The organism is Micromonospora sp. WMMD712, assembly GCF_029581295.1.
Taxonomy (GTDB): Bacteria; Actinomycetota; Actinomycetes; order Mycobacteriales; family Micromonosporaceae; genus Micromonospora; species Micromonospora carbonacea.
Genome location: NZ_CP120743.1, coordinates 3,273,008 through 3,287,307, shown reverse-complemented (window position 1 = coordinate 3,287,307; position 14,300 = coordinate 3,273,008). Strand labels below are relative to the sequence as shown.

Genomic DNA, 14,300 nt, shown 5'->3' with positions numbered 1-14,300 from the left:
GGCCGCCGCCGGCCCTCGGGCGCAGGGCCGCCCGGCCGTCGGCGCGGGCGTCAGTCGTTGGCGTGCAGGGCGGCGTTCAGCTCAATGCCCCGGCCCGTGCGCGGGCGGGCCTCCAGCGCGCCGGTGACCGAGTTGCGCCAGAACAGCAGCCCGTTCACCCCGGACAGCTCGCGGGCCTTGACCACCCGGCCGTCCGGCAGGGCGATCTTCGAGGCCGCCGTGACGTAGCAGCCCGCCTCGACCACGCAGTCGTCGCCGAGCGAGATGCCGACGCCCGCGTTCGCGCCCACCAGGCTCCGCTCGCCGATGCGCACCCGGTCGGTGCCGCCGCCGGAGAGGGTGCCCATGATCGACGCGCCGCCGCCGATGTCGGAGCCGTCGCCGACCACCACGCCCTGCACGATCCGCCCCTCCACCATCGAGGTGCCCAGCGTGCCGGCGTTGAAGTTGACGAAGCCCTCGTGCATGACCGTGGTGCCGGCGGCCAGGTGCGCGCCGAGCCGGACCCGGTCCGCGTCGGCGATCCGCACCCCGGAGGGCACCACGTAGTCGGTCATCCGGGGGAACTTGTCCACCCCGTGGACGGCCAGGTGGCGGCCGGCGGCCCGCTCGATCACCCGCAGCTCGTCGACCCGCTCCGGCGGGCACGGCCCGGCCGACGTCCAGGCCACGTTGGCCAGCTTGCCGAAGATGCCGTCGAGGTTCAGCTCGTTGGGCCGCACCAGGCGGTGGGAGAGCAGGTGCAACCTGAGGTACGCGTCCGCGGCGTCCTTGATCGGGTCGTCCAGCGAGCCGATCACGGTGACCACCTGGACCGTGCGCAGCCCCGGCAGCGCCCGCTCGCCGACCGCGCCCGGCGGCAGGTCCAGCACGTCCGCCTCGTCCTCGCCCGGGACCAACGGCAGCTCGCCGAGCCCCAGCTTGCCCGTCGGATACCAGGTGTCGAGCACCTGCTCGTCAGCGGTGATCGTGGCCAGGCCGATGCCCCACGCAGGCTGTGCAGTCGTCACGCCTGTGACGGTACCGTGCGAACCATGGAGAACCCGCTGACCCCCGAGGTCCTCGCCGATCCGGTGGCGTTGACCCGTGCACTGGTCGACATAGAGTCCGTCTCCCTCCACGAGAAGGCCATCGCCGACTGCGTCGAGGAGGTGCTGCGCGGGGTGCCGCACCTGACCACGTTCCGGCACGGCAACACCGTGATGGCGCGCACCGACCTGGGGCGGTCCTCCCGGGTCGTGCTCGCCGGGCACCTGGACACCGTGCCGCTGAACAACAACTTCCCGTCGACCATGCGCGGCGACCTCATGTACGGCTGCGGCACCTCCGACATGAAGTCCGGCGTCGCGTACGCGCTGCACCTGGCGGTCACCCTGCCCGACCCGCGCTACGACGTGACGTACTTCTTCTACGAGGCCGAGGAGATCGAGTCCAAGTACAACGGGCTCTTCCTGGTCGCCGAGGCGCACCCGGAGTGGCTCCAGGCGGACTTCGCGGTGCTGCTGGAGCCGACGTACGGCATCGTCGAGGCCGGCTGCCAGGGGACCATGCGGTCGGTGGTGACCACCACCGGCGTCCGGGCCCACTCGGCGCGCTCCTGGCACGGGGTGAACGCCATCCACGGCGCGGGCGAGGTGCTGCGCCGGCTGTCGGCGTACGAGGCGCGGCGCGTCACCATCGACGGCTGCGACTACCGCGAGGGCATGAACGCGGTGCGGATCAGCGGCGGGGTCGCCGGCAACGTGGTGCCCGACCGGTGCGAGATCGAGGTCAACTACCGGTTCGCCCCCGACCGGACGCCTGCCGAGGCCGAGGCGCACCTGCGCGAGGTCTTCGACGGCTTCGAGCTGCGGGTGACCGACGTGGCCGCCGGGGCGGCGCCCGGGCTGGAGGCGGCCCCGGCGAAGGAGTTCCTGGCGGCCGTCGGCGCCGCGCCGATCGGCAAGCTCGGCTGGACGGACGTGGCCCGGTTCGCCGCGATGGGCATCCCCGCGCTGAACTTCGGCCCGGGCGACCCCAACCTGGCCCACCACCCCGACGAGCACGTCGAGATCGGCAAGATCCGCGACGGCGCGGCGACCCTGCACCGCTGGCTCGCCCCGGCCTGAGCGCCCCGGGGCCTGAGCGCACCGGCCCCGGCCCGGCCTGGGCGCACCGGAACCGGTCCGGTCTGAGAGCACCGGAACCGGCCCGGCCTGGGCGCACCGGAACGGCCCGGACGCGCCGAGGCGGCCCGCGGCACCGCGCTGCGGTGGGCGGGCCGCCCCGGCGACCTGCGGTGGTCGGTCAGGCGGTCGGGGTCAGGGACGACTCGGGGCGGGTGTCGGTCGGGTCGCCGGTGAGGTCGGCGACGGGGGCTTCCATCTGCCGGGCGCGGCGGCGCTCGGCCACCACGTCCCGGATCCGCCGCTGCATCTGCCGACGGATCCGGATCATCTCGCTGTTGCTGATCACGCTGGCTCCTCCCCCGAAGGCGCGTGCCGGGGCATACCCGGTATATGAATGGTAAGACGTACGGGCGAGCGAATTAGTTGCCCTGGTCGCGGAAAATTTCTCCGGCCCGCCCCTGGTGCGGGCGTCGCACCCCGCTACCACCCCTCCACTACGGTTGCTTCCATGAGTGACAGGGCTGCCAGGAGCGACAGCGACGGGCGCGGTACGGCCCGCGGGCCGGGGCGGGAGCGGCACCGGGGTGCGGTCACCCTGCGTCGCGGCGCGATCCCGACCAGCACCGCCGACCAGCGGCTGCTGGACTCCCGGGGCCGGGGCGACTGGAAGACGAAGGACGCCTGGCGGGCGCTGCGCATCCTGTCCGAGTTCGTGGAGGGCTTCGACACCCTCGCCGACCTGCCGCCCGCGGTCAGCGTCTTCGGCTCCGCCCGCAGCAAGCCGGACAGCCCCGAGTGCCGGCTGGCCGAGGAGCTCGGCGCCGCCCTGGCCCGCGCCGGGTACGCGGTGATCACCGGCGGCGGGCCGGGCGTGATGGAGGCGGCCAACCGGGGCGCCAGCGAGGCCGGTGGGCTCTCCGTCGGGCTCGGCATCGAGCTCCCCTTCGAGCAGGGCCTCAACGACTGGGTCGACCTGGCCATCGACTTTCGGTACTTCTTCGCCCGCAAGACCATGTTCGTCAAGTACGCGCAGGCGTTCGTGGTGCTGCCCGGCGGGTTCGGCACCATGGACGAGCTGTTCGAGGCGCTGACGCTGGTGCAGACCGGCAAGGTCACCCGGTTCCCGGTGGTGCTGATGGGCACGGAGTACTGGCGGGGCCTGCTCGACTGGCTACGCGACACGATGGCCGTCGACGGCAAGATCGGGCCGGCCGACCTGGAGCTGATCTGCCTCACCGACGACGTCGACGCCGCCGTGCGGCACATCGTGGCCGCCGAGGCGGCGCTCTCCGCCGAGCAGGCCGCCGTCGAGCAGGCCGCCGTCGAGCGGACCGCCGCCGACCAGCAGGCCGCCGACCAGCAGGCCCGGGAGGGCTGAACCGGTGGCCGCGATCTGCGTGTTCTGCGCGTCCTCCCGCACGCTCGACCAGCGCTGGCTGGACCTCGCCGCCGAGACCGGCCGGGAGATCGCCCGACGGGGGCACACCCTGGTCAGCGGCGGCGGCTGCGTCGGGATGATGGGGGCGGTGGTCGAGGGGGCCCGGTCGGCCGGCGGCCGTACGGTCGGGGTGATCCCGCAGTCCCTGGTCGACCTGGAGGTCGCCGATCTCGCCTCGGACGAGCTGCTGGTCACCGCCAGCATGGCCGACCGCAAGACCCTGATGATCGAGAAGTCGGACGCGTTTCTCACGCTGCCCGGCGGGCTGGGCACCCTGGACGAGCTGTTCGAGGTGTGGACGACCGCCACCCTCGCCCTGCACGCCAAGCCGATGGTGCTGGTCGACACGGACGGCTTCTACCGCCCCCTGCTCGACTGGCTCACGCTGCTCACCGACCGTAACTTCCTCAAGCCGGCGGGCATGGACCTCCTCCTGCTGGCCGACACCGTCCCCGACGCCCTGACCACCCTGGAGTCCCACCTCCCCTGACCCCAGACCCGCCCCACCCCGTCTCGCGGCGCGGGGGCGGGGGAGTGGGTGGGGCGCGGTGGGGTGGGTGTCGGTGGGGCGTGGTGGGATGGGGGGATGCAGGCGTACCGGCTGGTGCGCCGGCCTGTCGAGACGGCCCGGGGGGACCGTCGGCCCGACGGGGCGGCGTTGGGGGGCGGTCGGCCCGAAGGTGAGGCCGGCGGCGGGTGGCGGGCCGACCCGGTGCAGGCCGAGGTCGTGGCGCACACCGACGGGCCGATGCTGGTCGTCGGCGGGCCGGGCACCGGCAAGAGCAGCGTCCTGGTGGAGGCGGTGGCCGCCCGGGTGGCCGAGGGGGTCGACCCGGAGCGGGTGCTGGTGCTCACCTTCGGCCGGCGGCAGGCCACCGACCTGCGCCGCCGGATCGAGGCCCGGGTGGCGGGCGACGGGCAGCGGGTGCTGCGCGAGCCGCTGGTGCGCACCTTCCCGGCGTACGCGTTCGGGCTGTTGCGCCGGGCCGCCGCCGAGCGGGGCGAGCCGTCGCCGCGCCTGCTCACCGGCCCCGAGCAGGATCTGATCATCCGGGAGCTGTTGGACGTGGTCGGCGAGGATCCCGACGACGACCCGGTCGGCTGGCCGGAGGACCTGCGGCCCGCCCTGCGTACCCGGGCGTTCGCGGCCCAGCTCCGCGACCTGCTGATGCGGGCGGCCGAGCGCGGGGTGGGCCCGGTGGAGCTGGCCCGGCTGGGCGAGCGGCTGGGCCGCGCCGACTGGCCGGCCGCCGCGCGTTTCCTGCGGGAGTACGTGGCCGTGCTCGCGCTGCGCGACGTCAGCAACCGCGGCTCGATCGCGTACGACCCGGCGGAGCTGGTCCGCGCCGCGACCGGCCTGCTGCTCGACGATCCGGAGCTGCTGGAGGCCGAGCGCCGCCGCCTCGCCCACGTCTACGTCGACGAGCTGGCCGACACCGACCCCGCCCAGCTCGACCTGCTCGCCGTGCTGGCCGGCGGCGGCAAGTCCCTGGTCGCGTTCGCCGACCCCGACTCGGCCACGTACGCGTTCCGGGGCACCGACCCGGCCGGGGTGGCCGCGTTCCCGCACCGCTTCCGCACCGCCTCCGGAGCACCGGCCGCGCAGGTCGTGCTGACCACCTCGTACCGGGCGGGGCCGGGGCTGATCGCCGCGACCCGGCGGCTCGCCGGCCGGCTGCGTGGCCCGGCGGCCCACCGGCGGCTGCGCCCGCTGCCCGACGCCCCGCCCGGCACGGTGGAGGTACGCACCTTCCGCTCGGCCACCAGCGAGGCCGCCTGGCTGGCCCAGGCGCTGCGGGCCGCGCACCTGCTCGACGGGGTGCCGTGGTCGCGGATGGCGGTGCTGGTGCGCTCGACGGCCCGGCAGTTGCCGTCGCTGCGCCGGGCCCTGCACACGGCCGGGGTGCCGACGGTGGTGCACGGCGAGGACCTGCCGCTGCACCTCCAGCCGGCGGTCGCCCCGCTGCTGCTCCTGCTGCGGTGTGCCCTGGAGCCGACCCGGCTGGACGAGGAGGCGGCGGTGGCGCTGCTGCACTCGCCGCTGGGCGGGGCCGACCCGCTGGCCGAGCGGCGGCTGCGCCAGGGGCTGCGGGCGCTCGCCCTGGCGGTCGGGGACCGTCGCCCCTCCGGCGAGCTGATCGTCGACGCGTTGCGCGACCCGGAGGAGCTGTCCGGGATCGACCGGCACTGGGCGGAGCCGGCGCAGGCGGTCGCCGGGCTGCTGGCCATCGCCCGGGAGGCGGCCCAGCGGCCGGGCGCCACCGCCGAGGACGTGCTGTGGGCGGTGTGGGACGCCAGCGGGCTGGCCGAGCGCTGGGCCGGCGCGATCACCCTCGGGCGGGCGGCGACCGGGGAGCACGAGACCGCGCGGCGGTGGCGGGCGGAGGCCGCCGACCGGGATCTCGACGCCGTGCTGGTGCTCTTCGACGCGGCGGCCCGGTTCGCCGACCGGCTGCCCGGCGCGCGCACCGAGGTCTTCCTCGACCACGTGCTCGGCCAGGACCTGCCGGCCGACACGCTCGCGCCGACGGCGGACCGGGGCGAGGCCGTCCGGCTGCTCACGGCGCACGCCGCGAAGGGACTGGAGTGGGACCTGGTCGCCGTCGCCGGGGTGCAGGAGGGCGTCTGGCCGGACCTGCGGCTGCGCGGCACCCTGCTCGGCTCCGAGCGGCTGGTGGACGTGCTCGCCGGCCGCGACGCCGGCCACGACCTCGACGCCGGCCGTCAGGGCGCCGGCGACGGCCGCCGGGGGCCGGGGGACGCCGGCCGCGATTCCGGCGAGGGTCGCCGGGGTTCCGGGGACGTCGGGCGGGCGGTCCTCGTCGGGCAGACCTCCGCCCTGCTCGACGAGGAGCGCCGGCTCTTCCACGTGGCGGTGACCCGGGCCCGCCGCCGGCTGCTGGTCAGCGCCGTCGCCTCGGCCGCGGTGGGCGGCGACGACCACGAGGAGCAGCCCAGCCGGTTCCTGTACGAGCTGGATCCGACCCGGCCGCCCGGCGACGCCGGCGGCCCGGTCCCCGGCGGCGGCCCCGACCCCACCCCCGGCGGCGGGGCAGCCGGAACGGCGGGCACCGCCCCCGGCGGCGGCCCCGACTCCGCCCCCGGCGGCGGCCCCGACTCCGCCCCCGGCGGCGGCCCCGACTCCGCCCCCGGCGGCGGGCGAGGCGGAACGGCGGGTGCCACCCCCGGTGGCCCGGCGGGCATCCCCGGTGAGCCGGCCGGCGGCGCTGCGGAGCCCGGCCGGGGGAGCCTGCCGGTGGCCGGGCCGCCCCGGGCGTTGACGCTGCCGGCGCTGGTCGCGGAGCTGCGTACCGCCGTGGCCGACCCGGCCGCGCACTACCACCGGCGCAGCGCGGCGGCGGCCGAGCTGGCCCGCCTCGCCGCCGCCGGGGTGCCCGGCGCGCACCCGGACGACTGGTGGGGCCTGCGCGGCCTCTCCGACGACCGGCCGCTGGTCGACGAGGGCGAGCCGGTGCGGGTCACCCCGTCGGGCATGGAGAGCGCGCTGCGGTGCAGCCTGCGCTGGCTGCTGGAGCGGCACGGCGGCAGCGGCCCGGCCAGCGCCGCGCAGGGGGTGGGCAACCTGGTGCACGCCGCCGCGATGCTCGCCGAGGACGCCAGCGCCGACCGGTCCGCGCTGCTGGAATACGTGGCGGCCCGGTTCGACGCGATCGAGCTGGCCGCCCGGTGGATGGTGGGTCCCGAGCGGGAGCGCGCCGAGGCGATGGTGGACAAGCTGCTGCGCTGGCTGGCGGGCAACCCGCGCCGGCTGCTGGCCATCGAGCACGAGTTCGCCGTCCGCCTGGACGACCCGCAGCGGCCCGTCGAGCTGACCGGCCGGGTGGACCGGCTGGAGGTCGACGCCGCCGGCCGGCTGGTGGTGGTCGACCTGAAGACCGGCAAGTCCACCGTGGTCACCGAGCGGGAGATCGGCGAGCACCCGCAGCTCGGGGCCTACCAGGCGGCGGTCGAGGCGGGGGCGTTCGCCGAGCACGGCGACGAGTCCGGCGGGGCGGCCCTGGTGCAGCTCGGCACGGGGGCGCGCGACGCCCGGGAGCAGAGCCAGCCGGCGGCGGGGCAGGGGCCGGCGGCCGGCTGGGCGACCGCGCTGGTCCGGCGCACCGCCGATACGATGGCCGCCGCCACCTTCGCCGCGGTCGCCAACTCCACGTGCCGGGTCTGCCCGGTGCGCACGAGCTGTCCGGTGTCCGGGCAGGGCCGCCAGGTGGTCGAGCCACCAGCCCCCCGCCGGGAGCAGCCAGAGTGAGCGCGAGGAGTGAGCTTGCGAGCCCCGCAGGCGCGAACTGAGATGAACCCGTGAGCCTGCGAGCCGCGCCGTCGCGACCTGAGGACACCCCGTGACCCAGCCCGCCCTGTTCAGCGCCGCCGCCCCGGCGCCCCGGGCCGCCGACTCCGGGCCCCGCTACACGCCGGTCGAGCTGGCGAGGCTGCTCCGGTTGCCCGCGCCCACCCGGGAGCAGGCCGCGATCATCGCCGCGCCGGTCGAGCCGCTGCTGGTGGTCGCCGGGGCCGGCTCGGGCAAGACCGAGACGATGGCCGCCCGGGTGGTCTGGCTGGTCGCCAACGCGTACGTCCGGCCGGAGCAGGTCCTCGGCCTGACGTTCACCCGTAAGGCGGCCGGCGAGCTGGCGCACCGGGTGCGTACCCGGCTCGACCAGTTGGTGCGCCGGCTGGGGCGGCGGGGCCGCGACCCGCTCGACGACCCGCTGGCCGGCGAGCCGACGGTGTCCACCTACCACTCGTACGCGGGCCGGATCGTCACCGAGCACGGGCTGCGCGCCGGGTACGAGCCGTCCACCCGGCTGCTCACCGAGGCGTCCCGCTGGCAGCTCGTGGACCTGCTGGTGCGCAACTACGACGGCGACATGACCGGCGTGGACCGGATGCCCAGCACGATCACCGACGCGGTGCTGGCGCTCGCCGGTGAGCTGGACGAGCACCTGGTCGACCCGGACGCCCTGGCCGCCTGGACGGGCCGGTTCTTCGCTGACGTGCAGTCCCGCCCCGGCCGCGTCTACGCCGACGTGCGCCGGGCGCTCGCCCTCCAGCAGACGCGGCTGAAGCTGCTGCCGCTGGTCCGCGCGTACGGCCGGCGCAAGGACGACTTCGAGGCGATGGACTTCGCCGACCAGCTCGCCCGGGCGGCCCGGGTGGCCCGCGACCACCCGGCGGTCGGCGCGATCGAGCGGGACCGGTTCCGGGTGGTGCTGCTCGACGAATACCAGGACACCAGCCACGCCCAGGTGGTGCTGCTCAACGCGCTGTTCGGCGGCGGCCACCCGGTGACCGCCGTGGGCGACCCCTGCCAGTCCATTTACGGCTGGCGCGGGGCCAGCGCGGGCACCCTGGACCGCTTCCCGGCGGAGTTCGCCCGCGTCGACGGCACCCCCGCCGCCGTGCTGGGCCTCACCACGAGCTGGCGCAACCGCCCGGAGATCCTGGGGGTGGCGAACGCCCTGGCCACGCCGCTGCGGGCGGCGGGCGCCCGGGTGCCGGAGCTGCGCGCGGCGCTGAGCGTCGCCGCACCGATCCCGCACCGCACGCCGGGTGGCCTGGCCGCCGGCACCGTGCACTGTGCGCTCCTGCCGACGTACGCCGACGAGGCCGACTGGATCGCCGACAGCGTCCTCGCGGCGTGGCGGGGGGCGGCCGGGATGCCGGGCGCGTCGCCCGAGCACGTCCCGGTGCGGCTGCGGCCCACCACCGCCGTGCTGGTGCGGCTGCGCAGCCAGATCCCCGCCCTGGCCACGGCGCTGCGCGCCCGGGGGCTGCCGGTCGAGGTGGTGGGGCTGGGCGGGCTGCTGGACACCCCCGAGGTGCGGGACGTGGTGTGCACCCTGCGGGTGCTCGCCGACCCGACCGACGGGGCGGCGCTGCTGCGGCTGCTGACCGGGGCGCGCTGGCGGATCGGGCCGCGCGACCTGGTGGCCCTGCACCGGCGGGCCCGGTCGATCGCCGGCCAACGCCGCCGGCTCGCCGCCGGGGACGAGCCGGAGATCGCCGTGGACCTGCTCGACGAGGCCACCCTCGTGGAGGCGCTGGCCGACCTGGGGCCGGCGCAGGCGTACTCGGACCAGGGCTACGCGCGGCTGCGCGCGTACGGCGAGGAACTGGCCCTGCTGCGCTACCGGCTGGACCAGACGCTGCCGGAGCTGATCGCGGACGTCGAGCGGACCATCGGCCTGGACGTGGAGGTGGCGGTGCGGGCGGGCCGGGACGGCACCGGCGACGCCGGCCTGGCCCGGGGCCACCTGGACGCCCTCGGCGACGTGGCGGCCCGGTTCAGCGGGGAGTCCCCGGCGGCGACCCTGTCGGGGTTCCTGGCCTACCTGTCCGCCGCAGAGGACGAGGAACGCGGCCTCGCCCCGGGCGAGGTGGAGGTGGTCGACGGCGCGGTGCAGATCCTCACGGCGCACTCCGCGAAGGGCCTGGAGTGGGACGTGGTGGCGGTCGCCGGCCTGAGCCGGGGCGTCTGGCCGGGGCCGGTGCGCAACTCCGATCACTGGCTGGGCGGGCTGGGGGTGCTGCCGTTCCCGCTGCGCGGGGACGCCGACGGGCTGCCCGAGCTGGGTCTGGCCGACGCCGCCGACCAGCGCGCGGTGGCGCGGGCGCTGGCCGACTTCACCGACGCGTGGCGGGCGCACGACGAGCGGGAGGAGCGCCGCCTGGCGTACGTGGCGGTGACCCGTCCCCGGCGGCTGCTGCTCTGCTCCGGCTACTGGTGGGGCGAGGGGACGAAGCGTCCGCGCGGCCCGTCGGCGTTCCTGCGGGAGGTGCACGACGCGTGCTCCGGCGACGGGCTGCTGGTGGACCGGTGGGCCCCGGAGCCGGCCGGTGACGCGGTGAACCCGACCACGGAGGTGGTGCTGCGCGCCGAGTGGCCGGCGGATCCGCTGGGCGGGCGTCGTCCGGCGCTGGCCGAGGCCGCCGCGTTGGTGCGCCGCTTCCTCGCCGACCCGGACGCCGCACCGGCCGCCCCCGGTGGCGGGGCCGCCGTTCCGGACGGGGGACCAGCGGCCCCCGGTGGCGAGGCCGCCCTCCCGGCCGCTCCTGGTGGCGGGGCCGCCCTCCCGGGTGGCGGATCCGGCGGCCCCGGCGGGGGCCGGGGGCCGGTCGTCGCCGAGGACCCGGAGGTGGCGCGCTGGCGGCGGGAGGCCGACCTGCTGCTCGCCGAGCGGGCCGAGCTGGTCGCCGGGGCGGGGGCGGTCGAGGTGGCCCTGCCCGGGCAGCTCTCCGTCACCCAGCTCGTCGCGCTGCGCCGCGACCCGGCGGAGCTGGCCCGCGCCCTGCGCCGGCCGATGCCCAGCGCGCCGAACCCGTACGCCCGGCGGGGCACCGCGTTCCACACCTGGCTGGAGCAGCGCTTCGGCGCGGACCGGCTGCTCGACGTGGACGAGCTGCCCGGGGCGGCCGACGCCGACGCCGCGCCGGACGAGGCGCTCGCGGAGTTGCAGGCGCGCTTCCTGGCCGGCGAGTGGGCGCAGCGGGTGCCGGTGGAGGTGGAGGTGCCGTTCGCCACGGTGATCGCCGGGGTGGTGGTGCGGGGCCGGATGGACGCCGTCTTCGCCCGGCCGGGCGGGCGGTTCGACGTGGTCGACTGGAAGACCGGGCGGCAGCCCTCGGGGGCGGCGGCCGAGGCGGCGGCGGTGCAGCTCGCCGTCTACCGGCTGGCCTGGGCCGAGCTGGCCGGGGTGCCGGTCGACCGGGTCGGCGCGGCCTTCCACTACGTGCGGGACGGCGCGACCGTCCGTCCGGCGGACCTGCTGGACGCCGACGGCCTCACCGCGCTGGTCGCGGCCGTGCCGGAGGTCGCCCGCGACCAGGTCGCCGCAGGCACCGACGCTGCGGCGGGCGGTGCGCGGTCGGCAAGTTCCCGGTGACGGGCGACGGGCGGCGTGATCCGTGATAGTCTGGCTGCGTTGCAGTTATGGTTCCCAGAGACTCTGTGTGCGCCTGGCGGATTGTGGCCCCAGGCGCTCTTTGTTGTGTCCGGAGTTCTCCGGGCGGGGCGAACCAGAAGCGACAGGTGGTCCGCGCACCCCGCGCGGAGCGCTCCTCTTCGGGCCCGCAACAGGTGCGGGTCCGACGTTCCGTCAAGGAGACGAAACACATGGCAATTGGCACCGTCAAGTGGTTCAACGCTGACAAGGGCTTCGGCTTCATCACCCCGGACGGCGGCGGCGCCGACGTCTTCGCCCACTTCTCGGCGATCCAGACCTCCGGCTACCGGAGCCTGGACGAGAACCAGCGGGTCGAGTTCGAGATCACCCAGGGTCAGAAGGGCCCGCAGGCGGAGAACATCCGCCCGCTCTGATCTCCGGCACCCGTTCCACCCGTAACATCCGTCGCGCCCTCCGGGCGTGACGACGTGGCCGGTCCGCCCCTCGTGCGGCGGGCCGGCCACGACCCCATTCGGTTCGTGCTTGTGAGTCCCGGCGGCCCCGTCCGCCGGTCGACAGCGCCGCCCCGGCGCCCTCCCTCGACACGTGCCGCGTCGAGGAAGGCTCTGCCATGACCACCGTTCTGCCCTCTTTCTCCGCCACCGGCCTGGCGTCGGCGTTGCTCGCCGAGCTGACCGCGCAGGGCATCACCGAGCCGTTCCCGATCCAGGCGGCGACGCTGCCGGACTCGCTGGCCGGCCGGGACGTGCTCGGCCGGGGCCGCACCGGCTCGGGCAAGACCCTCGCCTTCGGGCTGCCGCTGCTGCACCGCACCGCCGGCCGGCGCGCCCGCCCGGGGCGTCCGCTGGCGCTGGTGCTGGTGCCGACGCGCGAGCTGGCCCAGCAGGTGACCACCGCGCTCGCCCCGTACGCCCGGGTGCTGGGGCTGCGCGTCGCGACCGTGGTCGGCGGCCTGTCGCTGGGGCGGCAGGCGGACGCGCTGCGCGCCGGCGCCGAGGTGGTCGTGGCGACCCCCGGCCGGCTGCACGACCTGATCAACCGCGGTGACGCCCGGCTCGACCAGGTGGCCGTGACGGTGCTGGACGAGGCCGACCAGATGGCCGACATGGGCTTCCTGCCGCAGGTCACCAAGCTGCTGGAGCAGGTGGCCGGCGACGGCCAGCGGATGCTCTTCTCCGCCACCCTCGACGGTGGCGTGGACAAGCTGGTCCGCCGGTTCCTCACCGACCCGGTGTCGCACTCCGTCGATCCGGGCACCGCCACGGTCACCGCGATGACGCACCACGTGCTGCACGTCGAGGCGGAGGACAAGCCGGCCACGCTGACCCGGATCGCGGCCCGCGAGGGCCGCACCATCCTGTTCATGGGCACCAAGCACCGCGCCGACCGGCTGGCCCGGCAGCTCCTCGCCAAGGGCGTGCGCGCGGCGGCCCTGCACGGCGGCAAGTCGCAGCCGCAGCGCACCCGGATCCTGGAGCAGTTCCGCACGGGCCAGGTGACCGCGCTGGTCGCCACCGACGTGGCGGCCCGGGGCATCCACGTCGACGGCCTCGACATGGTGGTCAACGTCGACCCGCCGACGGAGGCGAAGGACTACCTGCACCGGGGCGGGCGCACGGCGCGGGCCGGCGAGTCGGGCACGGTGGTCACCCTGGTCCTGCCCGAGCAGCGCCGGGAGGTGTCCCGGCTGATGGCCACCGCCGGCATCCGGCCGCAGGCCACCCAGGTCCGCCCGGGCGAGGAGGCGGCGCTGGCCCGGGTCACCGGCGCCCGGGAGCCGTCGGGCGTGCCGGTGACCGTCGTCGCTCCGCCGTCGCAGCGGTCCGCCCCGGCGACGTCGGGCCGGGGCTCCCGGTCCGCCCGCGCCGCCCACGGCGCGGCGGCGTCCGGCGGCGCGCCCCGTCCCGCCGGCGCGCAGGGCGACACCCCGGCCGGCCGCGACGCGGCGGCCGGCGAGGGCCGGCGCGCCGGGCACCGCTCGTCGGGCCGGTCGCGTCGCCCGCGTCGCCCCCGTTCCGCCTGACCGTCCGCCGGTCGGGAGCCGCGCCCCTGCCTCTGGCTGATTCGAAAACCAGGCGTGCCTGAGCCGATAATCAGGAGGCTGAGTCGGGAATCAGGCAGGCGTGGGTCCGATCGGCGACTGTCGCCCGCGCGCCTGGTGGACGATGCTAGCCGTGGGGGAACACGGCCGGTGGGGACCGGCCTTGCTGGGGGGAGGAAGACCATGACGGCCGACGTCGAGTCGGGGGCGGCACGGGAGTTGCTGGTGGTGCTGGCGGTCGCGGGGGCGGGACTGCTGCTTGCCACGGCGGCGGCCTTCTCGCCGTGGCACCCCGCCCGGAGCGCCCGGCCGCCCGCCGGGGTGGTGGGGCTGCACAACCCGGACGGGGCGGACGCGAAGCTCACGGGCACGGTCATCGGGGTGACCGACCGCGCCGCCGGCTGAGTTCCTCGTCAGCGGAGAGTGGCTCGAAGAGCCGCAGGTGTGGGGTGCGGATGAGCCGGGCTCGCCCGCACCCCACCGTGACCGTTACCTACTCTTTCCCCGCAGCGTCGCGACCAGCAGAGCCACCGCGTGCACCAGCACCGCCAGGCTCAGGACGATCGCTGCGAAGTTCTGGGCGTACGGGTCGAGTTCTCCCGTCGTGACCAGGTAGGTCAGGGCCGCGTTGCCGACGGTGGCTCCCGCCACCACGGCTTTGGTGGTTTGATTGCTCATGGCGTCCTCCGGGACGTTCCGAACGACCGCCGCCTCCCAACCTCCAAGCCCGGACGCGGCGGTCGTTCCTACTTCGAGCCCCCGGCTGGGGACCTGCCTCATGCATGCGGGAC

The 14,300-nt window shown here is 76.4% G+C and carries 11 protein-coding genes; 8 read left to right on the top strand and 3 right to left on the bottom strand.

Annotated features, from left to right (window positions below):
* Positions 1–50: 50 nt before the first annotated feature.
* Complete coding sequence (gene dapD / locus O7633_RS13960; RefSeq protein ID WP_282328127.1) at positions 51–1,010, bottom strand: 2,3,4,5-tetrahydropyridine-2,6-dicarboxylate N-succinyltransferase; 960 nt, start codon at positions 1,008–1,010, stop codon at positions 51–53.
* 24 nt (positions 1,011–1,034) lie between these two features.
* Between dapD and dapE the strand changes: the two genes are divergently transcribed.
* A complete protein-coding gene (gene dapE, locus O7633_RS13955) occupies positions 1,035–2,108 on the top strand; it encodes a succinyl-diaminopimelate desuccinylase (protein WP_178066336.1) in 1,074 nt (357 codons plus the stop codon).
* Between the two features lie 178 nt (positions 2,109–2,286).
* Here the strand turns inward: dapE and O7633_RS13950 are convergent, their stop codons facing one another.
* Positions 2,287–2,454 (bottom strand): hypothetical protein, encoded by a 168-nt coding sequence (locus tag O7633_RS13950; protein ID WP_176734749.1) that lies wholly within the window; start codon positions 2,452–2,454, stop codon positions 2,287–2,289.
* A gap of 162 nt (positions 2,455–2,616) precedes the next feature.
* On the opposite strand from O7633_RS13950, the gene O7633_RS13945 reads away from it, so the two are divergent.
* The 7 genes from O7633_RS13945 to O7633_RS13915 all read left to right on the top strand — a co-directional run bounded on the left by O7633_RS13945 (position 2,617) and on the right by O7633_RS13915 (position 13,914).
* On the top strand, positions 2,617–3,486 hold the full coding sequence (locus tag O7633_RS13945; protein WP_278129275.1) for a TIGR00730 family Rossman fold protein: 870 nt from the start codon (positions 2,617–2,619) through the stop codon (positions 3,484–3,486).
* Positions 3,487–3,490: 4 nt separating this feature from the next.
* A complete protein-coding gene (locus tag O7633_RS13940; RefSeq protein WP_074472647.1) occupies positions 3,491–4,036 on the top strand; it encodes a TIGR00730 family Rossman fold protein in 546 nt (181 codons plus the stop codon).
* A gap of 96 nt (positions 4,037–4,132) precedes the next feature.
* Positions 4,133–7,813: an ATP-dependent DNA helicase gene (locus O7633_RS13935; RefSeq protein WP_282328126.1), complete on the top strand. Its 3,681-nt coding sequence runs from the start codon at positions 4,133–4,135 to the stop codon at positions 7,811–7,813.
* Between the two features lie 91 nt (positions 7,814–7,904).
* Positions 7,905–11,447 (top strand): ATP-dependent DNA helicase, encoded by a 3,543-nt coding sequence (locus O7633_RS13930; protein ID WP_282328125.1) that lies wholly within the window; start codon positions 7,905–7,907, stop codon positions 11,445–11,447.
* Between the two features lie 230 nt (positions 11,448–11,677).
* Positions 11,678–11,881, top strand: a complete 204-nt coding sequence (locus tag O7633_RS13925) for a cold-shock protein (protein ID WP_043965813.1) — start codon at positions 11,678–11,680, stop codon at positions 11,879–11,881.
* 197 nt (positions 11,882–12,078) lie between these two features.
* Entirely contained in the window at positions 12,079–13,491 is a 1,413-nt protein-coding gene (locus tag O7633_RS13920) for a DEAD/DEAH box helicase (RefSeq protein WP_282328124.1), read from the top strand.
* Positions 13,492–13,692: 201 nt separating this feature from the next.
* Positions 13,693–13,914, top strand: a complete 222-nt coding sequence (locus O7633_RS13915) for a hypothetical protein (protein ID WP_282328123.1) — start codon at positions 13,693–13,695, stop codon at positions 13,912–13,914.
* Positions 13,915–13,998: 84 nt separating this feature from the next.
* Here O7633_RS13915 and O7633_RS13910 read toward each other — a convergent pair whose 3' ends face one another.
* Entirely contained in the window at positions 13,999–14,187 is a 189-nt protein-coding gene (locus O7633_RS13910) for a hypothetical protein (RefSeq protein WP_282328122.1), read from the bottom strand.
* Positions 14,188–14,300: the final 113 nt, after the last annotated feature.

What these genes read in the sequence shown, in the direction of transcription:
- O7633_RS13910 (WP_282328122.1), bottom strand. Translation starts at nt 14,187, where the DNA reads ATGAGCAATCAAACCACCAAAGCCGTGGTGGCGGGAGCCACCGTCGGC.
- O7633_RS13925 (WP_043965813.1), top strand. Translation starts at nt 11,678, where the DNA reads ATGGCAATTGGCACCGTCAAGTGGTTCAACGCTGACAAGGGCTTCGGC.
- O7633_RS13920 (WP_282328124.1), top strand. Translation starts at nt 12,079, where the DNA reads ATGACCACCGTTCTGCCCTCTTTCTCCGCCACCGGCCTGGCGTCGGCG.
- dapE (WP_178066336.1), top strand. Translation starts at nt 1,035, where the DNA reads ATGGAGAACCCGCTGACCCCCGAGGTCCTCGCCGATCCGGTGGCGTTG.
- O7633_RS13915 (WP_282328123.1), top strand. Translation starts at nt 13,693, where the DNA reads ATGACGGCCGACGTCGAGTCGGGGGCGGCACGGGAGTTGCTGGTGGTG.
- O7633_RS13945 (WP_278129275.1), top strand. Translation starts at nt 2,617, where the DNA reads ATGAGTGACAGGGCTGCCAGGAGCGACAGCGACGGGCGCGGTACGGCC.
- O7633_RS13935 (WP_282328126.1), top strand. Translation starts at nt 4,133, where the DNA reads ATGCAGGCGTACCGGCTGGTGCGCCGGCCTGTCGAGACGGCCCGGGGG.